The organism is Psychrobacter nivimaris, assembly GCF_009812035.1.
In the GTDB taxonomy this organism is placed as follows: Bacteria; Pseudomonadota; Gammaproteobacteria; order Pseudomonadales; family Moraxellaceae; genus Psychrobacter; species Psychrobacter nivimaris.
Genome location: NZ_VZIZ01000049.1, coordinates 1 through 22,632, shown reverse-complemented (window position 1 = coordinate 22,632; position 22,632 = coordinate 1). Strand labels below are relative to the sequence as shown.

Annotated in this window: 43 protein-coding genes; 10 read left to right on the top strand and 33 right to left on the bottom strand. The window is 43.7% G+C overall.

What is annotated here, in order from left to right:
* From FQV37_RS14005 to FQV37_RS13855, 33 genes are all read right to left on the bottom strand, one after another.
* Positions 1-668, bottom strand: a 668-nt coding sequence (locus FQV37_RS14005) for a phage tail tube protein (RefSeq protein WP_160023803.1), incomplete at its 3' end; no start/stop codon positions are given.
* Between the two features lie 55 nt (positions 669-723).
* Positions 724-1,110, bottom strand: a complete 387-nt coding sequence (locus FQV37_RS14000) for a phage tail terminator-like protein (protein WP_160023802.1) — start codon at positions 1,108-1,110, stop codon at positions 724-726.
* An 85-nt stretch (positions 1,111-1,195) separates the two neighbouring features.
* Complete coding sequence (locus tag FQV37_RS13995) at positions 1,196-1,561, bottom strand: HK97 gp10 family phage protein (protein WP_160023801.1); 366 nt, start codon at positions 1,559-1,561, stop codon at positions 1,196-1,198.
* Position 1,562: 1 nt separating this feature from the next.
* Positions 1,563-2,009, bottom strand: coding sequence for a glutamate 5-kinase (locus tag FQV37_RS13990; RefSeq protein ID WP_160023800.1), 447 nt, complete (start codon positions 2,007-2,009; stop codon positions 1,563-1,565).
* Positions 2,009-2,392, bottom strand: coding sequence for a hypothetical protein (locus tag FQV37_RS13985; protein WP_160023799.1), 384 nt, complete (start codon positions 2,390-2,392; stop codon positions 2,009-2,011). The genes FQV37_RS13990 and FQV37_RS13985 overlap by 1 nt, the downstream gene beginning before the upstream one ends.
* 9 nt (positions 2,393-2,401) lie before the next feature.
* The gene (locus FQV37_RS13980) at positions 2,402-2,596 is read right to left on the bottom strand and encodes a hypothetical protein (protein WP_160023798.1); all 195 of its coding nucleotides are present in this window, start codon (positions 2,594-2,596) and stop codon (positions 2,402-2,404) included.
* A gap of 73 nt (positions 2,597-2,669) precedes the next feature.
* A complete protein-coding gene (locus FQV37_RS13975) occupies positions 2,670-2,846 on the bottom strand; it encodes a hypothetical protein (RefSeq protein ID WP_160023797.1) in 177 nt (58 codons plus the stop codon).
* A 12-nt stretch (positions 2,847-2,858) separates the two neighbouring features.
* Positions 2,859-3,863, bottom strand: coding sequence for a hypothetical protein (locus tag FQV37_RS13970; protein ID WP_160023796.1), 1,005 nt, complete (start codon positions 3,861-3,863; stop codon positions 2,859-2,861).
* A gap of 12 nt (positions 3,864-3,875) precedes the next feature.
* Positions 3,876-4,607, bottom strand: coding sequence for a hypothetical protein (locus FQV37_RS13965; RefSeq protein WP_160023795.1), 732 nt, complete (start codon positions 4,605-4,607; stop codon positions 3,876-3,878).
* A gap of 137 nt (positions 4,608-4,744) precedes the next feature.
* On the bottom strand, positions 4,745-4,969 hold the full coding sequence (locus tag FQV37_RS13960) for a hypothetical protein (RefSeq protein WP_160023794.1): 225 nt from the start codon (positions 4,967-4,969) through the stop codon (positions 4,745-4,747).
* The gene (locus tag FQV37_RS13955) at positions 4,966-6,033 is read right to left on the bottom strand and encodes a phage minor head protein (RefSeq protein WP_160023793.1); all 1,068 of its coding nucleotides are present in this window, start codon (positions 6,031-6,033) and stop codon (positions 4,966-4,968) included. Before FQV37_RS13955 ends, FQV37_RS13960 begins: the two co-directional genes overlap by 4 nt.
* Before the next feature lie 13 nt (positions 6,034-6,046).
* Positions 6,047-6,367 (bottom strand): hypothetical protein, encoded by a 321-nt coding sequence (locus FQV37_RS13950; protein ID WP_160023792.1) that lies wholly within the window; start codon positions 6,365-6,367, stop codon positions 6,047-6,049.
* A gap of 12 nt (positions 6,368-6,379) precedes the next feature.
* Positions 6,380-7,846: a DUF4055 domain-containing protein gene (locus FQV37_RS13945; RefSeq protein ID WP_160023791.1), complete on the bottom strand. Its 1,467-nt coding sequence runs from the start codon at positions 7,844-7,846 to the stop codon at positions 6,380-6,382.
* Position 7,847: 1 nt separating this feature from the next.
* Positions 7,848-9,191, bottom strand: coding sequence for a terminase large subunit domain-containing protein (locus FQV37_RS13940; protein ID WP_160023790.1), 1,344 nt, complete (start codon positions 9,189-9,191; stop codon positions 7,848-7,850).
* The gene (locus FQV37_RS13935; RefSeq protein WP_160023789.1) at positions 9,172-9,648 is read right to left on the bottom strand and encodes a hypothetical protein; all 477 of its coding nucleotides are present in this window, start codon (positions 9,646-9,648) and stop codon (positions 9,172-9,174) included. The genes FQV37_RS13940 and FQV37_RS13935 overlap by 20 nt, the downstream gene beginning before the upstream one ends.
* A gap of 67 nt (positions 9,649-9,715) precedes the next feature.
* Positions 9,716-9,859 carry a hypothetical protein gene (locus FQV37_RS13930; RefSeq protein WP_160023787.1) on the bottom strand — a complete coding sequence of 48 codons (144 nt, stop codon included), beginning with the start codon at positions 9,857-9,859 and terminating at the stop codon, positions 9,716-9,718.
* A gap of 11 nt (positions 9,860-9,870) precedes the next feature.
* Positions 9,871-10,032, bottom strand: coding sequence for a hypothetical protein (locus FQV37_RS14130; protein ID WP_167514325.1), 162 nt, complete (start codon positions 10,030-10,032; stop codon positions 9,871-9,873).
* A 419-nt stretch (positions 10,033-10,451) separates the two neighbouring features.
* Entirely contained in the window at positions 10,452-10,865 is a 414-nt protein-coding gene (locus FQV37_RS13925) for an antiterminator Q family protein (RefSeq protein ID WP_160023785.1), read from the bottom strand.
* Positions 10,866-11,147 (bottom strand): nuclease domain-containing protein, encoded by a 282-nt coding sequence (locus FQV37_RS13920; protein WP_160023783.1) that lies wholly within the window; start codon positions 11,145-11,147, stop codon positions 10,866-10,868.
* Positions 11,140-11,613 (bottom strand): hypothetical protein, encoded by a 474-nt coding sequence (locus FQV37_RS13915; RefSeq protein WP_160023781.1) that lies wholly within the window; start codon positions 11,611-11,613, stop codon positions 11,140-11,142. Before FQV37_RS13915 ends, FQV37_RS13920 begins: the two co-directional genes overlap by 8 nt.
* Entirely contained in the window at positions 11,606-12,055 is a 450-nt protein-coding gene (locus FQV37_RS13910; RefSeq protein WP_160023779.1) for a DUF3310 domain-containing protein, read from the bottom strand. Before FQV37_RS13910 ends, FQV37_RS13915 begins: the two co-directional genes overlap by 8 nt.
* A gap of 3 nt (positions 12,056-12,058) precedes the next feature.
* Positions 12,059-12,262, bottom strand: a complete 204-nt coding sequence (locus FQV37_RS13905) for a hypothetical protein (RefSeq protein ID WP_160023777.1) — start codon at positions 12,260-12,262, stop codon at positions 12,059-12,061.
* Positions 12,259-12,423, bottom strand: a complete 165-nt coding sequence (locus FQV37_RS13900; protein ID WP_160023775.1) for a hypothetical protein — start codon at positions 12,421-12,423, stop codon at positions 12,259-12,261. The genes FQV37_RS13905 and FQV37_RS13900 overlap by 4 nt, the downstream gene beginning before the upstream one ends.
* A 101-nt stretch (positions 12,424-12,524) precedes the next feature.
* The gene (locus FQV37_RS13895) at positions 12,525-12,896 is read right to left on the bottom strand and encodes a VRR-NUC domain-containing protein (protein ID WP_160023773.1); all 372 of its coding nucleotides are present in this window, start codon (positions 12,894-12,896) and stop codon (positions 12,525-12,527) included.
* A 1-nt stretch (position 12,897) separates the two neighbouring features.
* The gene (locus FQV37_RS14325; RefSeq protein ID WP_277342695.1) at positions 12,898-13,032 is read right to left on the bottom strand and encodes a hypothetical protein; all 135 of its coding nucleotides are present in this window, start codon (positions 13,030-13,032) and stop codon (positions 12,898-12,900) included.
* Between the two features lie 58 nt (positions 13,033-13,090).
* Entirely contained in the window at positions 13,091-13,366 is a 276-nt protein-coding gene (locus tag FQV37_RS13890) for a hypothetical protein (protein WP_160023771.1), read from the bottom strand.
* Positions 13,363-13,857 (bottom strand): hypothetical protein, encoded by a 495-nt coding sequence (locus tag FQV37_RS13885; protein WP_160023769.1) that lies wholly within the window; start codon positions 13,855-13,857, stop codon positions 13,363-13,365. Before FQV37_RS13885 ends, FQV37_RS13890 begins: the two co-directional genes overlap by 4 nt.
* A 34-nt stretch (positions 13,858-13,891) precedes the next feature.
* Complete coding sequence (locus FQV37_RS13880) at positions 13,892-14,830, bottom strand: hypothetical protein (RefSeq protein ID WP_160023767.1); 939 nt, start codon at positions 14,828-14,830, stop codon at positions 13,892-13,894.
* Entirely contained in the window at positions 14,830-15,573 is a 744-nt protein-coding gene (locus FQV37_RS13875) for a hypothetical protein (protein ID WP_160023765.1), read from the bottom strand. The genes FQV37_RS13880 and FQV37_RS13875 overlap by 1 nt, the downstream gene beginning before the upstream one ends.
* 70 nt (positions 15,574-15,643) lie before the next feature.
* The gene (locus tag FQV37_RS13870; RefSeq protein ID WP_160023763.1) at positions 15,644-16,171 is read right to left on the bottom strand and encodes a hypothetical protein; all 528 of its coding nucleotides are present in this window, start codon (positions 16,169-16,171) and stop codon (positions 15,644-15,646) included.
* A 9-nt stretch (positions 16,172-16,180) separates the two neighbouring features.
* A complete protein-coding gene (locus tag FQV37_RS13865) occupies positions 16,181-16,513 on the bottom strand; it encodes a hypothetical protein (RefSeq protein ID WP_160023761.1) in 333 nt (110 codons plus the stop codon).
* A 63-nt stretch (positions 16,514-16,576) separates the two neighbouring features.
* The gene (locus FQV37_RS13860; protein WP_240991039.1) at positions 16,577-17,044 is read right to left on the bottom strand and encodes a Rha family transcriptional regulator; all 468 of its coding nucleotides are present in this window, start codon (positions 17,042-17,044) and stop codon (positions 16,577-16,579) included.
* Positions 17,045-17,047: 3 nt separating this feature from the next.
* Positions 17,048-17,239 carry a helix-turn-helix domain-containing protein gene (locus FQV37_RS13855; RefSeq protein WP_160023759.1) on the bottom strand — a complete coding sequence of 64 codons (192 nt, stop codon included), beginning with the start codon at positions 17,237-17,239 and terminating at the stop codon, positions 17,048-17,050.
* A 144-nt stretch (positions 17,240-17,383) separates the two neighbouring features.
* Here FQV37_RS13855 and FQV37_RS13850 point away from each other — a divergent pair, with 144 nt between their 5' ends.
* The 10 genes from FQV37_RS13850 (at position 17,384) to FQV37_RS13805 (ending at position 22,586) form a co-directional block, all read left to right on the top strand.
* Entirely contained in the window at positions 17,384-18,082 is a 699-nt protein-coding gene (locus tag FQV37_RS13850; RefSeq protein ID WP_160023757.1) for an XRE family transcriptional regulator, read from the top strand.
* Positions 18,083-18,386: 304 nt separating this feature from the next.
* The gene (locus FQV37_RS13845) at positions 18,387-18,548 is read left to right on the top strand and encodes a hypothetical protein (protein WP_160023755.1); all 162 of its coding nucleotides are present in this window, start codon (positions 18,387-18,389) and stop codon (positions 18,546-18,548) included.
* Between the two features lie 60 nt (positions 18,549-18,608).
* A complete protein-coding gene (locus FQV37_RS13840) occupies positions 18,609-18,845 on the top strand; it encodes a hypothetical protein (protein WP_160023753.1) in 237 nt (78 codons plus the stop codon).
* A gap of 68 nt (positions 18,846-18,913) precedes the next feature.
* Positions 18,914-19,258: a hypothetical protein gene (locus FQV37_RS13835; RefSeq protein WP_160023751.1), complete on the top strand. Its 345-nt coding sequence runs from the start codon at positions 18,914-18,916 to the stop codon at positions 19,256-19,258.
* Positions 19,259-19,429: 171 nt separating this feature from the next.
* A complete protein-coding gene (locus FQV37_RS13830; protein WP_160023749.1) occupies positions 19,430-19,795 on the top strand; it encodes a hypothetical protein in 366 nt (121 codons plus the stop codon).
* A complete protein-coding gene (locus FQV37_RS13825) occupies positions 19,792-20,046 on the top strand; it encodes a hypothetical protein (protein ID WP_160023747.1) in 255 nt (84 codons plus the stop codon). The genes FQV37_RS13830 and FQV37_RS13825 overlap by 4 nt, the downstream gene beginning before the upstream one ends.
* The gene (locus FQV37_RS13820) at positions 20,043-20,660 is read left to right on the top strand and encodes a hypothetical protein (protein WP_160023745.1); all 618 of its coding nucleotides are present in this window, start codon (positions 20,043-20,045) and stop codon (positions 20,658-20,660) included. Before FQV37_RS13825 ends, FQV37_RS13820 begins: the two co-directional genes overlap by 4 nt.
* Before the next feature lie 11 nt (positions 20,661-20,671).
* Positions 20,672-21,502, top strand: a complete 831-nt coding sequence (locus FQV37_RS13815; protein ID WP_160023743.1) for a PD-(D/E)XK nuclease-like domain-containing protein — start codon at positions 20,672-20,674, stop codon at positions 21,500-21,502.
* Between the two features lie 14 nt (positions 21,503-21,516).
* A complete protein-coding gene (locus FQV37_RS13810) occupies positions 21,517-22,362 on the top strand; it encodes a hypothetical protein (RefSeq protein ID WP_160023741.1) in 846 nt (281 codons plus the stop codon).
* 8 nt (positions 22,363-22,370) lie between these two features.
* Positions 22,371-22,586 carry a hypothetical protein gene (locus FQV37_RS13805; RefSeq protein ID WP_160023738.1) on the top strand — a complete coding sequence of 72 codons (216 nt, stop codon included), beginning with the start codon at positions 22,371-22,373 and terminating at the stop codon, positions 22,584-22,586.
* Positions 22,587-22,632: the final 46 nt, after the last annotated feature.

Below are 22,632 nucleotides of genomic sequence, written 5' to 3'. Positions count from 1 at the left end.
GCAATCATGGCGAATAAGTTACCGCCATATAAGTTATTACCTAAACACTTTTGAATCTCAGCTTGGTTGTCCATCTCAAAGCTAAACGCTTCGACACAAACACCGATAGCTGTACCGTCATGCTTAATATCACCAATACTCATGCCACTGGCTTTAGCGGTACTAACCGCCGCCGCCGGAGTCTTTGCAAACGATACCGTCTTAGACGCTTCATAACCTAGCCCCATCAAGCCAAACGTGACTTTAACGATAGCATCTGTGCCAACGTCAATCTTTAGGCTATTAACATGGACGCCTTTGAACAAGTAATGCGCTTTAATGTCTTCAAAGTCTTTGGTAAACGCAAACATCTTGCGAACATCGCCGATAACCAACTTGCTTGGCGAGCCTGACGACTTAACCGTCCAGTCGTTCCAAAAGGCTGCAGCCATAAGGTCATCATAAGGGCCATACATCAATTCAGCTTCAATATCGCCTGATATTTCGCCACTGGTGACTTGACCTGAACTCTTAACCCTTGTACCGTTCAGCATTTCGCTGTCAGTGAGCGTTGTGGCGTTATTAAGGCCATTGGTGATGTTAGGTAATGTTTTCCACCCTGTCGTTGGCGTTGTGCCGACAGCAGTTTGTGGGGCATAAGAGGTTTTTACTTTAGCGCCTGAGGACATGTCTTTCTCCAAAAAAAAGCCCTCACAATGGAGGGCATAGGGTTTTCGTTAAGTGTTAGTTGTATCTAAAGGGTATTCGTACATTAAGCTGATAGCCGTTCTCACGCTCTGGCACATTGATAATTGATGCCGTTAGAAACTCAAGTTTGCCAGTACGGTAATATTGAAAGTGTGAACCTATCTGATCGGCTAGTCTTTTCGCTGAGTCTGTGGCTCTGTTGTTTGGGTAGAATATTTGCACGACAACAGCGCCCAACTCACGGGTGCAAGGTTCGCTTGCCATACCGACCATTAGGTTTACGCCATGTTGCACCGTTAAGCGATACCAAGTACCCTCTGGTGGCTTAAAATTGACGTTATCGGTAGCGTTTCTGTCAGGTCTAAAGTTAGCCCATGCTTTGAAATGGCTAATTATAAGGTCATGTATTACAGCACTATTCATCGTCTGCCTCATCAAAGTATCTATCGTAAATCTTGTCAGCTATGGCAACCATTGCAATCAACAACCATTTCATGTGAGCACCTCGTTAAGTGTAGGCTGCGACCATACCCTCGTATGAAAGCGCGTATATATTTTTAGCCTGTTTAGACCAACCATCTTCCAACGCTTGAGCGTATGGCAAGTTGTTCTGGATATAAACCACTGGTAACTCGTTAGGCGTTAGGCTGTCAATCGCGCTAAACGCTAAGCTCATGCCGTCTTTGTTATCTGTGTATCGATAATCAGGCGAACCGAATGAGACTGTATGGTTTGCCCTGTAGCGGCCAGAAAGTACGGGTGACAACAACTGCAAGTTATTCAGCACCGTTATAGCCATACCGCGCTGCAACTTATGAGCATCTGTCATGATGTCGTCAGCAAACAGAAATGGCGCTCTATCCCAACCTGACATATTACACCTGCCTTAATTGAATCTCGTATGTCGCATTAGCAGGGTCTTTATTGACCATCACCACGCTATAGCCGTTTATCTTATCGTCTGCTATTGGCTCGTTTGTGATCTCATTAGCCAAGCAAATCAATTTAACGTCTGTCACATCGATAATGTCGCTATCAAGCTCGTATTTTGAGTAATCAGTGAATACACCACGCCCTGTGTAGGTCAATGTGCTTGCTAATGGTTCGCCTGGTGGCAACATCCAGTCATCTTCGCCGCGATACGAGTAATTTTTCAGCAAATAAGCGCTTTTGTCAAAAAACTTTGCGCTATCGAAATAGTAATAAATATCAAAGAAAACCTCTACGCCATACCTTGTACCTGTAAAAGCTGTCACAGCGTCACTAAGGTCATCATCAAACGCTTCGGCTAGGTCGGTCTGAATATCATCACGTAAGCCCATCAGAACCTCCCTAGCGGCACGACAATCGGTGTGCATATCTTGAATGGCTTAATTAATACCAGTGCCATGCTTTCACCTGCGCTCATTGCCTGACCATCTACGCCTGACGCATAGGTCTTGCTTGATGATACGCTACCGGCTTTCACGCTCTTTGATGTGATTAAGCCATCTTTACGGCCTTGATACATATTGCCTGCAATCACTTCTTTTGCAATATAAGCACCTGCCGCTAGTATCTCATTAGGCACATCGTCGGCATAGGTTGGCAATCGCTGCTCATTTAGCCAAGCATTAGCCATGAGTACAGCTTGTTGCTCGTTACCAGCAGCACCCCAATCTGCGCCTAGTACATCGGTAACGGTATCGTTGGTAACGTAGTTCATTGTTTGGCCTTATTTTTTATTTCTTAGCAATTGGTTGTGTTCAGCCACCATTGAATCGATAGAATCCTTGACGGACTGCAACCTATCATGAGGTATGCAGATGGTCTCATCATCGTCGGCATCAGTGATATAAATGCCACTTCCACGGACAACAACGTCCAAACTAGACTCGTGCTCACCCATATAAAGTGTTTTCGAAATCATACCAACCTCTTATTTTAAACGTATCGGCATTAAGCACTGCCTTAGCAATGCTTAATAACTATAGGTCTAAATATTAAGGCGTAGGTGCTACGATAGGCTTAGTCTTACCCAAGCTCTCAACGCCATTCTCTGCGCCTGTGTCCTCGGTCATGGTTGGTGCTGTTGCTGTACCACCATCTTTAGCGTATGCGCGGTCTTCGGCATACAGATGATGGTAATCAGGCTCGATTGTTGCAATTGGTGTTGCCATGTTAACTCTCCGTTATTTAGTGATTAGGAAGCCGATAGCGACTTCGTCTCGGTCTGCGATACGTGACCAATGGTCAGCTTTTTGCAAATCATCCCAGTTAGCGAATAACGCTTCATTAGGTGTACCGCCTGTCAGGTCTGCTGCACCTGCGGTAAACGAGTAACCCTGCGGATGGATAATCACGTTTTTACGCAAGTGGATAGTGTTGAAACCACCACCGTTACCGCGTGACTCGCTACCATCAGTCGCTAAGTTGTCTGGGCCATCGCCATAAGCGTAACCAAATGCACCTGCACCAATAATCATTGTGCGGTACTTCGCGCCAAACTTGGTCATACGGTTACTGCGGATAATCGCTAGACCGTTGTAAGTCTCGATAGGTGTTACGCCATCGCTTGCAAACTCTTGAACGATGAGCTTGTTACGCTTGATGTCATAATACTTATCGTTGTGCATGATAATCACACCGCGACGTTCGATATCTTGCGGCATACCTTGCGTGGCCTGTAAGAACGTATCGGTGGTGAATAGTGCTGCATCACCTGTCTTGGTTGATACGTCAGTGGTTAAGCTGCCACCGTGGTTCGCGTTATCGTCAGCTTGAATACCTACCAGGCTTGCTTGAGCGCGATGCTCTAAGTTGGCTAGTGTCCAGTCAGACTCAAACTGTGCAAACTGTAGCAACGGATCACCATCGGTCAATTGGCGTTCTAACTTCGCCACACCGAATGATTCGTTAATCATAGCCTTACGACCCATCTGCTCACCGTAAGAACCGCTACGAGGCTCTGCTAGGTCATTAAACACTGTGTTTGAGTAATTAGGCTCAACATTGGTGTCTAATGGCTCAAGATAACCAAAAGCAAAGCTCATTGACTTGGCTGCTAGTGCGTCAGTCAAATCAGGGTCAGTAACGAATGCCTGACTGTTGAACATCGGGCTTACGTCCATCTGACGAATCTGCGCTCGGTATGAGCGTACAACGTCTTTGTCGAATAATGCTGCTAATCCTGCCATTTTCTAAATCTCCTAAGAAGGGAATAAACGAGCGAACGCTGCTGGGTCGCTGTCTTTAAGTTGTTTGCGCTCATGCGCGTTCATTTGCTCAGGTTTGACCTGATTTGTACCAGCTCCGCCGTTTGCACCGTTAGCCCCGCTACCTGATGCGCCATTCGCTGCAATAAGAGGCTTAAACGCCTCATTACTGCGAAATTCTTGTTTTAAATCATCTAACGTCATGCCTGTTTTGTTGCCGTTCATGTCTAGCACTCGTATCTTTTGCTGACCATCTTCGGCTTGTTCTAATGACAATCGGTTCTGAATATGTGGTAGCAGTGCAATAGCCGAACCTTTAATCGATAGCTCATTGGCTAGATTGTTCGCTGCTTGCCCTACTGTTAAATCGTAAATCTGTTTTTGCAGTGTTGAGACTTTGCCTGTGCTGTCCTCGTTGAGCTTTTGGATCTGCTCAAGATATGACTTCTCTAAACTCTCAACATCGCCTCTTGCTCTAGCACTTTCGTTCGCTGCTTCTTTTTGCGCTGCTTCTAGTGCGTTAGCTCGTTCCTCAGCAGCCTTGCGTAGCTCTCGTTCACGCTTAGTCTCACCTAGTAGCTCGTCAGCTTTAGCTTTCAATCCGCTACTGTCTGGAATATCTGCATCCAGTCGATAGTTGCCATCGTCTTGTTTGACGTAGAATGGCTGTAATGCGCCATCAAGTGCGCTGTGCTTTTCAGCATCTAGTGTTAATGCTAGTGTCATTAGGCTCTGCCTCTCATTGTTTGACTCTCTGAGTCGTTACGTTTGCAATCACAGATTGCGGATTTTAGGTACAAAAAAACCCACTATTTCTAGTGAGGTTGTTATGGTGTTTGATTGATTATATTTCTTGCTTGATATTACGCTGTTGTTAATCCAGAATAATCATCATTGCACCAACTTATAGCATCTTCTTTTGTGTCAAATGTATTACAGTCAATTGATTGCACACCCTGTTGCATTTTTCTTGCGAACCAAGGTTTGTCAGCGCCTAATGTGTGATTAACTACATAGCAAAAGTTATGCTCGTAATCATACTCCGACCTAAAAACGCCATTACTATTTACATCCCAATTCAACATCATAACCCCGCCTTTTTAAATGCCATTGGTTCACGCGCGCGCATTTCATCGAGCGTCAACGGCTTAAAGTTTTTATCTAGCTGTAATGCTGCGAACTTGTCAGCACTTAGACCACCTGAGCGTAATAACTGCCCTCTAGTTTCGCCTAGTACGTCATCTTGAAACTCTTTAGGCTGCTTGTTTAGCCATGAATAGTAAGACTCGTTAGCGACTGGACCGTCTTTGCTAGCTCGCTTATTGATATTGCCACGACCTGCGTATTCATCTTTTAGGACAATCAAAACAGTTGACCGACAGTTATGATGCAATGGCGGCCTTGGTCCTTTACCCAGCTCGAATATCTGTAAATCTAGGGACCTACAAGCACTGGAAGTTTTGCCATCAATCGTCGAAAGCCACTGCTCACCCTTGATAATATCTGCATTATCCTTGGCAAACTCAGCCTTACCTTGCATTGCTGCATGTTGCACAGTTGTTCGTACAATCGTTTTAGCCTGACGTGCTGTGACTTCCATCAAGCCATCTTTGTAACCGTTCTTGCGTGTGCCTCGTATCATCTGCACGATTTGCTGATTAGTCTTGCCCTCATAACGTGCGAGCTTGATATGATTGATATACTTATTCGATTCGTTGTTAGCAAGCTCATTGAATAGGTCAGTGACCGTCTTGCCCTCGCTGCCAGTGACAGATAAAGGCGTGTTTTTGACCGTCCTTACTATCTTGGCTTTCTTTGCATCGTCAATCTTGGTTGATAGCTTAACGTCCTCAAATGCGTTATTAAGGCTCTTAGTCTCAAACTGGTATGTATCTATAGCAATAGCAGTTAATGACGCACCTACGGCAACTGTGTAGCTACTAAGTGAGGTTGCAACGCCTGTCTTGACCGATGTTAGCACCTTGTTAAATTCTGCCAGTGTTAAGTCGGTCATTTCCTCATCAAGCATGAGTGACTTCACAAGGTCGTCAATCTCTTTGATGTGCGCTGATAGATTATTAATCTCAGACTGTTTTAAGCTCTCAAGATAGACAATGCGTCTGATTGTTTGATTGAGATATTGCTCGTTCATTTTGACCGCCTAACTAGTCGCCCACCAAGTCATACGTCTTTGCGAAAATATCAGGCTTGCATGGGTAAAATTCGCCATTAACGCCTTTAATGATGTAGTCGCCAAGACTGGCATGAATGCCGCCTTCTGGCGTAGCGATAAGCAAACGACCATCACGAGGGTCAATAGATATTCCGCTTTCAGGGTATGGCTTACTGCCATTGATACAAGCCATAGGCTCAAAAGAACCTAATGTATTTTCCTCAACCCATTGATAGACTGCCATTGGTTCATTTGGATTGACCTCATGCAACATAGCTTCAATTACTACTGGTTTTTTACGATACTTAGCCATAATCAATCCTTATTATTTGTTATCAAAAGCCGTTGCTACCGCACTAGGCAATTCGCTATCAATCAAATCATCAATCTCATCATCTTTAAGCTCAGGGTCAATCAGGTTGTATTTACGCATATAGTTGTAAGCCACAGATTTAGGCGCAAGCCCTGATGATGTCCAACTGCCAATAGCTGTCATGATGTTATTGTCTGCTGTTGCACTAACAAAGTCTTGCTTGGCTTTGAATAGATACTCACCGTCTTTAGCTGTGTAAGTGATACCTAGATACTCATAGCACAGTAGGATAGCGTCATGGATAGCCTCATTTAAGCAGCTCACGGCCATAGAGGCGGTTGAGTTCTGCACACCTGCCTCATGGTTCGACTGAGTGGCAGTGATTGCGCTGCTAGTGTTTGGCTCTGCTAACTTCGCCCCTAACGCTTGCATGATGGCGTACTTCTTATCCATCGCCTCACCTGCCAGACCGTTAGGCTCAGCCTGTGCAAATCCAAACTTGCCGTTTTCCTCGAGCATAATCATTGAGCCTGCACCGATACGGATATTCTGCTTTTCTAACGCCTCCATTCGCTGTGCTGATACGCCTGACATCCACGGCTGAACCTGACCACAGATAAATGCTGATTGCTCATAGTCTGCACTGTTTCTATAGTGTGCAAGGTTCATCTTAGCTAATGACTCAAGCGGTATGTTCTGCTCACACCAATCGTTACTATCTGAGCCACCAATAACAAACGGTATGCGGTCAAACTTAACATTGCCGCTTTTGGTTGGATAGACGCGCGGCTGATGGATAACAAAGCCGTCATTGTCGCCCTGCTGTCCAGTAGCAGCCTTGCGTCTTACTTCAACAAAATAGCCTGTCTCATCTAAGCCAAGATAACGCCATTGCTCGACCTGCTCACTGCTGAATATATCATCTGGGTCAGTCTCATAGACCGTTTCATGCAGCACAACCATGTTAGTGACTGTTTGACCACCGATAACCGTTGTACGCCAGTTAATGATGCTCTCAGGTGCGTAGAAGTTAATCGTTGGACGTAAGGCATTGCGCTCAACGTCAGCCTGGCTCACTTCATCATTGGTTGCAGGATAATCGACAAATAGACCAAATCGACCACGTTCTAATTGAGCTTCAAAGCACTTCTGAGCTACCTGATAGAGTGACAGCCCTGCACCATTGGCATCACGCTTCATGTAATCGAGCTGCTTGTCCACGTTTAATACTGGATCATCTTTGAAAGCCTGACCTGTATATTTGTCTAACGTGTCTTTTGTAACCTCAACGAATACAGCTCGGTCTTTGTAGTTGTCATAACGTGCCAATGCTTCTGGTGTGCGAATATCTTTGTTAGGCATGGGCAAGTAACGCTCACCGCCACGCTTGATAACGTCCTCACCATTGCACACGTCTGTCATGCGCTGCCATCTAGGGCTAAGCTCATCGTACTGTGGGTGTGTTGAATTGATTGGCATGTTAGAAGCTCATAGTTAGTTTACTGCTAGTGACTGGTTTGGTTATCGGGTATTTTTGACTAATCATGTAGCCAAACGCATCGTTTAAATGGTCAACCCCAGCAGCTTTGTCAGGCATACCTTGCTTATCATATATCTGCTGCTCTAAACCCTCTGTAAGCTCAGGGCATGTATTGGTATTCACCTTGAAGCGGCGCTCACCTTTGCTATTCAGTATCATTGCATTAACCGCATTTACCCTATCTTTGATGCGAGGGTTTGAGCCGTCAACATAAACACTAAAGCCAGCTTGACGCAAAATACTGTGATCTGATTCTGTACTGCTTTTTGATGACGTGTTTTGACCACTGGCATCAGGGTAAATCATAATCTTATGGTCAGGGTACTTCTCTTTAATCACATCGACCATCGCAGGTGTGTCTCTAATGCCTGTTAGCTCAGCTAATGCTCTAGGCTCACCGTTACGGATAACGTTTACCGCTGCCGCCATTTTAAGCACGTTGAAATCCATACCTATGTGCAATGGCTCATTAGGTAGTATCAGTTCGTCAGTGTGGTTTAGCTTGCGGTCAAACTCAGGATAAACCGCACCGCTCGCTAAGTTGACAAACTGGCCGTTAAGGTATGCGTTAATCAAGTTTGGGTCATACGACTCTAAAAGGGAATCGATGTAATCAGGTGGTAGATTTAACTCATTATCAAAAGTAGACGCCTGAATCAGTCCGTAAAACTCTGACCGCTTTTGTGTCTTGTTAATGTTTTTAACAAACTGCTCATAGGTGAATTTAAAACCCTCTGGCGTAGTCGTAACATCAATGCCGTTTGTATTCCTGACAATTTCAATCTGACTCGCTTGCGTTACAGCATCATCATCAAAATCAGCATCGTTACCTTTTGCCCTGTGTCTAGCAATAATCTTGTTCCATGCCTGACGCGCCTTATCAGTGCTTAGCAGGTCAAGCTCATCAACTAATGACTTGCCTGTCTTAAAACCAACAATAGCGGACGGCTTTTCCATTGATCGGCAAATGGTAGTGCCTCGATACTGACGACCTCTGTAGTAATGGACTTCTTTGTTGGACTCCATCACCTCAACACGTAAGCCGTAATCAAACGCACATTCCTCAATCGTAGGAAAAAAGATATCCCTAATTTGTGGGTAGGTAGGCGCAAAGTAGCTAGATGGTACTTTTGGCGAGTTCCATACGTGAGTGCATAACGATGAGCAGCCAACCCAAGTCTTACCCGAACCGAATCCAGCTACAAAAGCTCTGAATTTGTGCGGCATCTGTAAGAATTTAGCCTGTGACACGTTAAGACGTGGACTAATCTCTAGTGCGCTCATAATCCCTTGCATCCTCAACCTGAATAACCACTTTGACTGGTGCAACTTCGCTATCATCGATAGGCTCAGGCTTATCACGCCATAACTCAGGCTGTCTGTTCTTTAGCCAAAAGATAGCTGCTGTTGTATCAGGTGCGTAATGCTTGGTAGTACCAACCACCAAAGCTTCACCGTTGTTATTAAATATCTTATCCTCTTTATGCTCATAACCCATTGCCCGCTTATAAAGCCTTTCTGCGACATTAGCATCAGCTAGAGATTTTCCTCTTTTTATGGACTCCGAAAACCTCTCATGCTCAAGTTTCCAAAGATTAATAGTTGACTCTGCCACCTCAAAGAAATTAGCAAGTTCTTTATCCGTTGAGCCTAACAAACACAGCTTATAAGCCTGATCGTCATACTCGTCTTTGTACTTCGTAGGCCGTCCACCTTCGTTGATAAGCACTTCATCTGTCATGCTTACCTCCAAAGTAAGTCTTGCTAATATAAAAAAATGCCCATCAAATCAATGTGGGCAAAATGGGTTATTTATTCTTTTGTTGCTCAGCCCATGCGTTATACATAATCTCTCGATAGTCGCACCAAATTTCTTCTTCTGTTTTTGGTGGGTTATCGCTATCACCTTCTTTGCGCTCATCAATCTGACGCACATCATCATTATCACTCATCACTTACCTCGTTATTTATTGCCTACCGCATCCATAGCATCAACCGTGTCTTGTGCGCCTTTACGACCACACTGAGCACGTTTAACCATGAAGTCATACCAATAGTCTTTGGCTGTCTGCTTCTTTGCAAACTTCCATCGGTTGTATATCTCAGCGTTTGATAAGTCACACATAGCATCCCTGCTAAATTATAGGCATAAAAAAAGCCCCACAAATTAATGTAGGGCTTGAATAGGTTTGCGATATCAACGAGTCGAACGTTCTTGAGACCCAAGCAAAGCGAGAGAGTCGTCTCCGGTATATCGCATAAATCACTGGTTAGTTTATACAGCAACCCGTGCTTAATCTGTTCAATGGACGCTTAACATGCCGATATAGCACGCCTTACGAACATTAGGTATCAAACCAAATAGGAACTATTACAGACGTTAATTCAATAACCTCAAACCCTAAAGTGGAATTACTGATATAGAATAACCGTAGATTTGCGCTTCTTTGATAGGCGTTACGGCTGTATTGTTAACCCGCTTTACACTATTCTGTTCAGCGTATATCAATACTATACTACACTGTTTAACAATGCAAGCCCTATCTACGCTATATCTCTTGCTAATACACCACTTACGAACCCTATGCCTAGATTGAGTAGTGGCTTTACATGATAGACACCTGCTTGTTTCTCGCTGTCTGGATATTCAAAGTCTGACCAGTAATCCCTTGCAATCTTGCGCTCACTCCAATTATAGATAAAGAAGTAAGTCACGATATTATGCAAGTGAACAGAATGGCGTAGGAGCTTGTTCATTGCCTTATCGATGGCTAGTGCATCATCATCACTAATGAAAGCCACTGTGCGACGACTAGACGGCTTTAAGCTATCCTTGCACAGCTTAGGCGCTGACTTGATAAGCATAAGTGACGGTGACTTGCAATTAAGGCTTGTCTGGTCATCGTTTACCCATGCACCATAGGCAAAAAGTAATTCTGTTATTGATAAGTCGCTCATCTACTTAATCTCCACCAGTCCGTTATCAACCCAAATTTGCATCGTCTCAAAATGCGCTCTTAAAATATCTTGGTATGTGCTATCACTCTTTACCCTGCCATCTATGGTGTCGTGACAGCTACTACACGCAAAGCAGCTCATATAATCGGGCGGCTTCAAGCCGACACCGCAAAACTGGTTGTTTCTGATATGAGCGAGTACCACCGTCTCAGGATTGTAGTTGCATCCTGTTAGCCGTAACGTACAGCTCTGGCCTCTTGCTGATTTGCGTAGCTTACTCATGATAGATACCGTCCATTGGCTGTGTTAAGCGTAATCCGCGATTAACTGTAAAGTGATGATAGATAGCGTCTAAGTATCGCTGCATCTGCCCTTTGTTCATTTCCCTAGTTACTGCTACGTCTATCGGCTTCATCATGTACTTAACCTGCATTTCATAAGACAGCTTGGCGTAAAACTCATCTTGCATAACCTGTGCATACTCTGGATCATCTTCACAAAGTATGGGTACACCAAAAAACAACTTACAAAGCCCTCTGTATTCCTCGTATGAGTGCTGTGGCTTTTGCTGATGTACCTCTGTTAGATAATGATGTAATAGGCTGTTCTGTGGTGTGCTACGTTTCACCTTTTCGCCATCTTCTTCCGTAGCTGTGTAGGGTAATGAGCGCGTCGCTAGATAAGACATATGTTTTAACCTCTCATCATCGTTACGCACTATTCGGCTGACCTTGGTTGATTTAGTCATCGGCTGCCTCACTTTCTAGCCTTGCGATTTCAGCTTTAATAGCCACTACAACATCACTCCATCTGCACCAGCGCAAAGCTATCATCGCCGTGTGGATAGCATCATCTCTGTAACGCGCAACCTCTCTGATTAAATAAGCCCAATCACCATCACTGTAAAATTCGCCCTTTTGTTTAGCGCGTACTGCATACCAAGCTGCCTTCTTTAAGTCCTCAATATCATCAAACTTGCTGCCACAACGGTATAAATACTTAAAACAATTACCACCGTTAAACATCATAAAGTCAGTCACATCGCAACACGGTACACCACTTTCATCGTTGTAATGCTTTGGCTGATTTATCATTTCGGGTAAATTACTTTCTGTACCGCAATGCTTGCACTCTGACGCTTTCTCGTAGTGATTATACCCGCACTTCTCACAATCCCATAAACTAGCCATCACCTACCCCTTAAATCTATATTTATCAAGAAAGCTCTCTACGCTATCAACGCAAGTCTCAGCATTATCATCTGCTGCCATCGACTCAATCACTGCCAAGCCTCCGCAATTAATCCAAATAGCCACAACCTCACAAACTAAATTCTCGCCCTTGTGTACCCACTCTTGACCGACTGCAATGGTTCGTCTTAGCTTAACCTTGCTCATAACAACTCCTCGAAATATTGCAAAAACTTAGTCTTACGCATTGGCACTGGTGTCTGACTATCTGCTGCTTGGTACGTCACTAGCTCGTCACTCACCCATAGCACTAAGACCGACTGCCTTGTTTCTTTGTTGACCCAAATCTTGTCTTTTTTAACCATCATCAAATCTCTCGTATGTGCGCCTTAAATCCTTTTAGCTACCTTTGCATCAATCAGGTATTTAAAGCGCGTGTACCCTTGTTATTTTTGCAATGCTTGCGGTTTTAAGGCCATAAGCTCAAGTAGTTAAGTATCTCGTCCATCGTTTCCTGATAACCCTCTGTCACGACTGCTCGATAACCCTCATCTGTTAACATTTGCAATCGTTCGACTTGATGCGGTGACACTGTGCCGTCGTCTGGCTTCTTAATCTCGATTCTAAGCCCATGAAAGCCGCCTCTAGCTATGTCGATGACCAAATCAGGATAACCACGCTTCACGCCGTTGTGCTTCAATCCTGCTGCTACTCGCTTGCTACGTTTACCGCCATTTGCTACGTGTACGATGTAATCCGCTAGCTCTCTGCCCTTGTACGGTATTTTTTTAGCTTCTCGAATTACCTTGTTTTGTATTTGCGCCTCTGATAGTTCAGTCATATCAATCCTTAATAATCTGGTTAAAACTCTTGCGGCTCATCGTTTCTTTGCTGCCGTCCGTGTAGGTGATGCGTACCGTGTCGCTCTTAATCCACTCCGTACCCTGCACCGTCTTTTTGTTGATTATGTTTTTCATGTTTAGGCCCTTACAACTGCGTACGAATTAACCAAATCCACTTTTAAATCCTCTGTTCTCATTCGCCAAACTCCCTGTCTATTGCGCTGTTTTGCCAATCTGTGGCGTCAAAATTGATTGCATCTAAATAACTGCCTGTTTTCTTTTCGCCTGTCATAACGCCGCAAATATACTCGCTGAAATCAAAGTGGTTGTTGGGCCACCATTGACCGCCATCGTTTTTAAGTTTCGCTTTCTCAATGCTGTGATAAAACCCAATGCCGTTTTCATCAACAGCCATACTCTTAGCCCATTCGGGTGCGTGTTCTGCTTCCTTCTGCGTCAATTTCTTCATACCGCCATCCTCCGTAATTCTGCTAATTTGGCTGTAATCTGCTTATCCGTTTCACTGCCTGCTTGTACTGGCGTGTGGCTATAAGCGACTTGGTGCGACTCAGGCACTTTAAAATCTGCGCCTTCGCTGTGTTCTTTGCAGACATCAACGTAATGCTTTTGCCATGATTTGTAGCTAATCGATTCAGGCTGTGTTTTGAGTTCCCACGTACCAACTCGTTTTGCTGTCTCAAGCGTGACTTCGTGCTTGTAGTTGCCTTGTGCTGCAGACATATATGCTTTTCTCATGTCTGGGTAATTGCTTGATACATCGCCTTTGACCAGTTCGATAAAATCCTGTGCTGCAGTTGGTGGCCATTTCAGGTTTAGCGATAACTCTGCTGCAGTCTTAAACCCTGCTAGAGTGATACCTGAGTTTCTGATCGCAAGTGTCCAAAGTTCTGCTGTTCTCAAATCTAGCGTTTGGCGCTCTTTTAGCTTGCTGCCATACATTCGTAACCAATCTTCAAACAAGTCAATGACAAGGTTAATTGACCGTTCTTGGTTCGCTTGGCTGTGGGTTTCCGTACTTAGCTGCTGCCTCTGCTCTGAGTTGGTCAAAGTGGTTAGGTTGGCTGTTAGCTGATTGATTGATTGCATTGTTATTCCCCTGATAATTTGTTTTGACTGGTTGGTGGTATCGAGATACTGCTTCATCACATCGTTGGTCACTGCTGATCGCGTTCTTGATTAGCACTTGACCGTTTTGCTGATGCCATGTGCTTTGAATCACACTGAGCATCGCTGTCTTAATCTCATCGACTGTGAAGTTCTTTAACCTTGCTTTTGCCTTGTCCAACCAAACACTGGGTTTAACATCTGCTGATTTGCTCTTACCGTGATTGTTATTCCAAAATTCAATTAACAACATTGCTGATTCATCAATCTGTTTTTTAGCTAACTCAGATTCTGTTTTCTTACAAACTCCATAATCATTTAAGACTTGATAACCACGTATATATATAAAAGGTATCGGGTAATGGTCTCGGGTATCGTGTGTGTGAGAATTTCTCACAAGTTGATATGAGTTTTTCTCACAAGTTTGTGAAAAATTCTCACAAGTTGCTGTTTTTAACTTATGAGAATTTCTCACAAGTTCGGATAGTGCTAACACCTCGCATTTATCCATTTTGATAGTGATCGTATTTGTTTTTCTATCCTGCCCTAGTACGAAAATAAGACCCTTTTTCTTTAGTCCTCGGATAGAATCAATTACACCTCTGTTACTCATTCCTAGTTCATCAACAAACTGAGATATGGCGATTCTGTCGGTCAACTTGCCCCAGTCGATAGTTTTGTCATATATCGTGTCCAGAACCATGTACTCGCTATTTGATAAACGTTTTTTATGTTTTAGCCCTTTCCACCATTTCGGCTTGGCTGTAAACCTTTCCATCGGATAAACCCCTTTCTTTAGCGTGTTCATTACGCAGCCCTCCAATTCATGAGTGCATCGTAAACGCGCTCATCTATGAGACCACGCCATTTGTTAGCGACTTCTTTTACATAGGCTTCTTTTGCGAATACATACGCTTGGTGGGCTTCTTGTGCGGTTTCAAACCTGCCAAGAAAAATGCTTTCTGTACCATTACTTAGGTGTGCGGAGTATTTGTCGATATTCTTGCAAGCTCCTTTTATTCCAGAAACCCCATATGATTTTCCGCACTTCAGTAATAGCGAATTAATCTCTCTTGGCACAAAGGCGCAAGTGCTTTCCGAGTACATCTTGTTTCCGCTTACCAATACATCCTTGTCAAGGTCGTAACCAATACCGCTAAAATTATTGCTGTAATACCATTGACAAAAATTTTGATAATTCCACCAATTTTTATCGACCTCACAATCATGGTAAGATGGTCGAAACTTCAAACTCTTTTCGCTGTAACATCTATTAAGCATTGCCTGCCAAGTAGAGTAAGACCCCAGTCTCTTTCCATTTTTTTGTGTTTTGAAAGGCCCTTCACCTATAAAACCTATGCCGTAAACACTTGGATGGTAAGGGTTTTTTATTCGACCGTTGCGTAAGTTAGACTGGTTAGTGGTACGCTCGTACCTGTAAAGATCTAAAAACCTCACAGTTATATCTTTAGCGGTGTTGTATTTGACCACCTCGACCTCATAACCTTCGTTGGTATTAAATACATCGCCTACTTTTATTTTGCTTTTCATGCTGCTATACTCCGATTTAGTAGTTTGTTTGTTGGTAACGCTCTCAGTTCGCGCTGACGAGCGTTTTTTATTACTTGATTAGTTTGTATTTGATAATCACACCACTTTTGCGTACTGGATCAACTTGATAACCAGCCGCCCTAATATCTCTAACTATCTTTTGCAGATACGGCTTTGACATACCAAAGTTTGCAACTTCGTAAAAACCGCTTCTTTTTAACTCGTCCAAAAATTCTTGGGTTTTCTCGTTTTGAAACTCGCTGTTTCTTCTTTTTGCTTTGCTACCTTTTCGCCATGCCGCTAACTGCTTAGCGATTTCTTTAGCGTCTTGCTTTTCTTGGTTGGCTAGGTTTTTAAGTGCCTGTCTATGCTCGCGCTGAGCTTTGGCTATTGCCACCTTGCGCTCTTTAGGGCTCATTTCTCGCAGATCCAATCTGCTAGTATCTGCAACACTGCGAATGAGGCCGCCATTCGGTTTATTCTCAGCGCGTTTCTGTGGGAACTGGTCAAGCCATGCTTCTACTTCATTGACTGGCATACCCTCATGAGTACGGTTGTAACGGCTTAACGGTGGAAAATACTGTTCTGCTAATGACATGACTTACTCCTACGCAAAATGAATTAATGTATAAACCGCGATTGCTGCCAATGTGATGACTAAGACGACACTTTTGATGTTGTGCCAAAATTGAGCGTTAATATCGCGCTTACGTTGGCGTTCTGCTTCGTTAGCCTCTGCTGCTGCTAACTGCCTAGCGTCTAAGCGTTCTTGCTCTGCTTGCGCTTCTAGTGCTTCGTTGGCTATTGCTTCATTGAATCTCATCTTTGCGTGTCTCCGTTCACATTCGTGTTTGTAAGATAATCGCCACATCATTTGCGCATGACTGATAGCGTGTTCAAATTGCTCATCGTCTGATTGCAAGGTGTATTCGTCAGTCATCGCTTAATCTCCTTAACTGGCACTTGGTAGCTGCTACCGTCTGCGAAAGTTACTGTTTCTGTTTTAGTCATATCGAAGCCCCAGTTTTAGTTGCGCTTGACTTAAAAGGCTTTGAAACACATTACTATTCGCCTTTTTGGTTTTCTTGCGTTCTGCCAAGCCTTTGCCGTGAATTGATCCAAGTGCTTTATCAAAGTTTTCTTTAGCGCAGATTTTGTTGATTTCGTCTTGCAGCGATACCGTTTGGTTTTCTAGCTGCTTCCATCTTTTTATGACCGCGTTTCTCAACTTGACGCTGTAACCAGTGACCAAAGTAAGAGTTAGTTCTTCATCTAAAACATACTCAGTTTGTTGGCGGTTCATACCATCTAAATAGATGCGCTCAAATCTGAGCGTATCTACTTCAAGCTCATTCAACATAAGGGCGCAATCACGTTTAACGTTCTTGTGTTCTTTGCCTGTTAGTTCTGCAATTTCACGACTGCTCATCTTTAAGTCGCTGTTGAATAAATCACTAAGTATTAATTCCATCTTTTAACCCTCCTCTGTTGTTGCGTTTAATAGCTCAATCATTTTTTCGCCTACGCTATGAGCTGGTTCTTTGGTTTGTCCAAGTTTTAACTGATTGATTGCTGACTGAGATACGTTGCACTCTTTGCCAATGGCAGTCTGAGTCCAACCTGCTTTTTTAAGCTCAGCAATAATTTCTTGCCATTTGGTTTGCATCGTTGTTTCCTCCTTTTCACTCATTATATAAGAATACTTGTAAAAAACAACCCTTTTATAACTTTACTTGTTGACATATTACCAGTTTACTTGTAATTTGTTTGTTATATTTACTACAGGACTTATAAACATATGGGTATTTTCATGAAAACATTAGGCGAGCGTGTTAAAGAAGAACGCAAAAAACGCCGTTGGTCACAAGCTGATTTAGGCGTAAAGGTTGGTGTATCTCAGGCAGCTATATCTGAGATTGAACGCGACGTGCCAAAATCTAGCGGACTGGTCATACCTATAGCTAAGGCTTTTAAGGTTGATGTTAGCTATTTAACTGACGGCAAAGAAAACATATCAAGACAAGTGGCTGATAATAGCGACATCGTGATTATTGGTGGTCAAAACGGAGAAGTTGCTGATCCAAAAGAATACGTCATGATTCCTCGCTATGATGTGCGCGGTTCATGCGGTGAAGGTATTGATGTTAATGAAGTTACTATAGTTGATGGTATGCCTATGCCAGTAGCTTGGCTAAGAGCGCAGAACCTACCAGAGGCTCATTTGCTAGCGGTAATAGAGGCAAGCGGTGACAGTATGCAACCGACCATTGAGGACGGTCAGACATTGATTGTGAACACTGTGGACATCGAACCAAAGAGCACCAAGATTTATTTAATCTGTATCGACGGCAAGCTATTCATCAAGCGCCTAATATATACGCCCAACGGATGGATTATGCGCTCAGACAATCCTAACAAGAGTAACTATCCTGACTTCGTTATCGAGAATGAAAAGTTTAGTAGTATCGACATTCAAGGTCGCGTAGTTTGGAAATCAGGTATGCTCTAAGCAACCACCCCACCCCAATACGCAAATCAGCCACTCGTCACGAGTGGTTTTTTTGTGCCTACTTATAATTCACCTATAAAAAATACAAGTTTACACAAACTTACATTTATTTTGCTTATATTTATAAGTATTCTTTTGACTTCTTTTAAAAGTTTACTTATAATTAATCATCGCAACGAACAACGCAGACGATGCAGCGATTAGCTATTTAAAAATTTGACGAGTTAATTAATTACATGCGATTGGCAACAGTCGTATGTGCTGAATTAACCAATGGTCTATGACCACAACCGAGGATAGAGATATGAGTGAAGTAGCAGAAGGTTTTATCGAAGTGCGTGAAGAATACCTGTTTTTGGCAAGCGCAGCACTAAGCGCGGTTATTCAAGAGGCAGAAGTTAAAGGTATGAATTTAGAAGCTGAAAAGATAGCTCTTGCAAGTATAGAGGCTTTGCTGGGTGTTTAGCTAGTAAGTCATAGCCGTTTTAATCGACGGCTATTGCGTACTAACTAAGAGGATAAGGGTATGAGTTTAGAGACAGTAATTGACAGTTTGTGCATGGGTGACTTGACCGTCAAGGTTCGGCACTTTCAGATGCAAACAACATCAGTGAATTTCAAAACAAATCGTGGCGTAACGAAACGCACCGACCATTACGAATGGATTTATGAGCAAGAAGATAGAGGCGAAAGAAAAGAGGAAAAAGTGCGAATACCGAAAAGGCTTTACAACGCACTGATTGCTTTTGAGTCAGACAAATAACAAACACAAAAAAGCCCTGCGATTGGCGGACACCAGACAGGGCTTTACTCACAAGGAGTGAAGGGATTATGACAGGTTTAATCAGATTAGACAATGACGCTGACCATGAAATCAGCGACTCAGGCACAAGCGGTACGGTTTATATCGCAATGCCGAACGACGTATCAGTTGAGATTTACTTTGAGACTGACGACAGACAAAACATCAACCTGCTAAGCGTGGGCGATTGCTTCCAAGAGATAAACGGTATCAGTGAAGACTACGCTTACACGCTGCAATTTGAGCATGAACAGCCATTTAAGGCGGTTATCAACCAGTTTCTATATGACCACCCTATTGATGATAGCGAGCCTTGTGAGTACGACACAGCCGCTTCACTAGGTTTTTCAAACTCAGACTTTTTATTCGGATAAGGGGATAGCTATGAAACTTTGGGAAGTAGGTTACTACGACAACGGTGTTTACATGGAAGAACACCACTATGCCGTTACACGTATTCAAGCGCAAGGCTGTGTTATTCATCGCTTAAAGCGTCAAGTGAAGTTTGAAGTTGTGCGAGTTGTTGATGAAAGCGAGGTGGCGTGATGATATTTGAATTTGCGAAATATACCGAAGTTACGGAGCTGGCTTTCAAGGTTAATCCTGAATATCAAGCAAACAGCTATGAGCGCATTTTTTTATGCTGCGATACTAAAGTGTTTTGGATTGCTCGGATACTAAAAGGTTATGGCGAGGACTACGAGGAATTAGAAGGTAGCTACATCGTAGAACGCGATAAAAAAGATAAGTGGGCTAAGACCGAAAAATTGAATAGACCAAAGGCAGAAAAGCTACTAATTAACGATGAGTTAGAAAATTGGGATTACGAAGTGTACGACTGCTTAGAAGACGCTATTGAGTCGCTAGATGATGGTTTTGGCATCAACAACTTGAGCGAGGTCGCCCGATGAAACAAATCATCTTCCTATCATTTTGGGCAATGTTTGGTGCGTTCGTTACGCATCAGGCACTTGCCGACACGGTTATCATCGACGACAAAGAGTTCCAAGTGGTCGAGATTGACGGTGAAAAGTTAGTGAGCAACGAATGGCAGCCGACGACTGAGCAAGGCTATACAGACGAGTATAGAGCGTCTGAGCAGTATCAGACGGTTAAGGCTGCGAATGAGACATTGAGAAGAATTAAGGATGGTGAGTTATGAGTAAGGTTACCAAAAATTCGCGTATTGCCGACCTAGAGTCAAAGTTAATAGTTATGCAGACGCAGATTAATATCTTGATTGCGTCAGCTCATGACAGCAAGAAAAGATTGATTGCGCTAGAGCCTGACAATCCATTTCACGGCAAATTCTTCGAGCCTGAACCAAAACTAAAGCAGCTCGACCAGTCAGTGTTTGATGGCGATCCTGAGCAAATAAGATGGGCTGTTGTGACAAGTGAAGGTGCGGCTTTAAAGTTTGAGCGTGAGCCGGTTGTAATGGGCGGGTTATGGGTTTGGACGCACCGCAACAGCTGTGTTCAGCACTCACTGATTGGTACATACAACACAACCGACTGGCAAAACTCGCTAATCGAGCGCGACAAGGTAGAGCTGACGGGTAGTGATTTGTGTCGATATATAAAAAGCAGGAAGCATTGGGTTTTAGCTGTGGTTAGCGATGAAAACGATGCGACTGCCGAGTTTCTCCAAAGAGCTATTGTTGTGACGGGTATCACGAGCGACGGTAGATTTAAATGTGGCGATATTACTTGGCGTTATGCTGTGCCGATTGACCATAAAGGCGAACCCCTAACAGCAACCGATGTAGGTTTATAAGGAATAAGACGATGAGACCACGAATAGAGTTAGGGCTGCCAAACGATGAGTATCATGCTATGCCTGAATTTAGCAGCACTCAGATAAAAGACGTACTACGCACACCAGCCCACTTCTACGCTAAGCACTTGGCAGACGACAGGGGCCACAAAGACCCAACACCTAATATGTTGCTTGGCACCGTGGTCCATAGTTTACTACTAGAGCCTGACAGCTTTGATAGTGAGTACGCAATATCGAAAAAGTTTGATAGACGGACCAAGCAAGGTAAGGTTGATGCTGCGGAATTTGACAAGGCGAATGCTCACAAACTGGTTATTGATGCCGAGCTATACCGTGAGGCCAAGGCGATAACAGCCCAACTAGAAAAGCACTCAGTATCAACACTGCTACGACTGCCTGACATGATAGCTGAGGCCAGTATATTTTACGCTGACTCTGAAACTGGTTTGAAGTGTCGCATTAGGCCTGACTTTCATTTACCGCCATGTGACGCCTTCCCTAACGGTTTGATTGTCGATCTAAAGACAACCGATAACGCAAGCTACACGCGATTTAATCGCACCATTGTTAATTTTGGCTATCACATTAGTGCGGCGATGTACTGTGATGGGTTTATGCAGCTTTACGAGACAGAACAGGCCCCCGCTTATATATGGCTAGTTGGTGAGCGTGACGCGCCTTATGCAGTAATAGCCTATTCACCAAACTTTGAAACGATGCAAAAAGGCGATGATAAAAAGCGTGAGGCACTACAGCTTATCGCTGATTGTATGGCTGCCGATGAGTGGCCCGCCTATTCCACCGATGTTTTAGATATCAATCTGCCCGCATGGGCCTAAAAAGGAATAACAACATGAATAATCAAGTAGCTAGCCCATTTAGCGGCAACCAAATCACCAAGCCTCAACAAGCTAACGCGATGATTGAGAGCGAAAGCCAACGGTCCATAGCTGAGGTCCAAGCAGCTATGGCAATAGCAAAACGCTTTCCACGTAACGAAGTTGAGGCCATGGATAAAATTATCAACTCATGCCAACGGGCCACACTAGCCAAAACTGCCATGTATCAATACCCTCGTGGCGGGCAACAAGTATCAGGCCCTAGCATTAGACTCGCTGAGGCAATGGCCCAACAATGGGGCAATATTCAATACGGTATCAGAGAGTTATCACAGGGTAACGGTGAAAGCACGGTCGAGGCCTTTGCATGGGATATTGAAACCAACACAAAACAAGTCAAGGTTTTTCAGGTCCCGCATGTCAGACACACTCGCAATGGCGTTACCAAACTTACGGACCCGCGTGATATTTACGAGACTGTAGCTAATAACGGGGCCAGACGTTTAAGGGCCTGTATATTAGGTGTGATACCAGGTGATGTTATTGATGCCGCGGTAAATCAATGTCAGCTAACAATACAAGCTCAAGCCGATACATCGCCAGACGGAATTAAGCAGTTGTTAGAGAGTTTTGCATCGATAGGTGTTACCAAGGCGATGATTGAAAAACGCATTAAATGCCGAGCTGAAAAAATGCAACCTGCGCAAGTTGTGGACCTGCTAAATATTGGTAACGGCATTAATAGTGGTTACTCATCGGTTGCTGACTTCTTTGATATGCCAACTGAAACGGTAACTAATGCGGGCCTTAACGATGCCATTGCTAAGGCTGCCACCAAAATACCTGATACGGTCCAATAGGTGACATCATGAGCGAAGTCAAAGCAACACTTGAGACATTTAAAATTATTAGAGATAGCGATTTTGCTATAAGTGTCAATTCCATGATGGATAAAACTGGATTTGACAAGCGACGAGTACAGCGTCAAGCAAAACTGCTAACTGAGTTAGGTTTAGTAAGTCGCATTGGTGAAAATCCAGAGCGGGGCTATGTTTATAAAGTTACACCGAGCAGTGCGGGCTAATACACTGACGCGCATAGCTAGATGGTGGCGTACAACTACTAGCAGC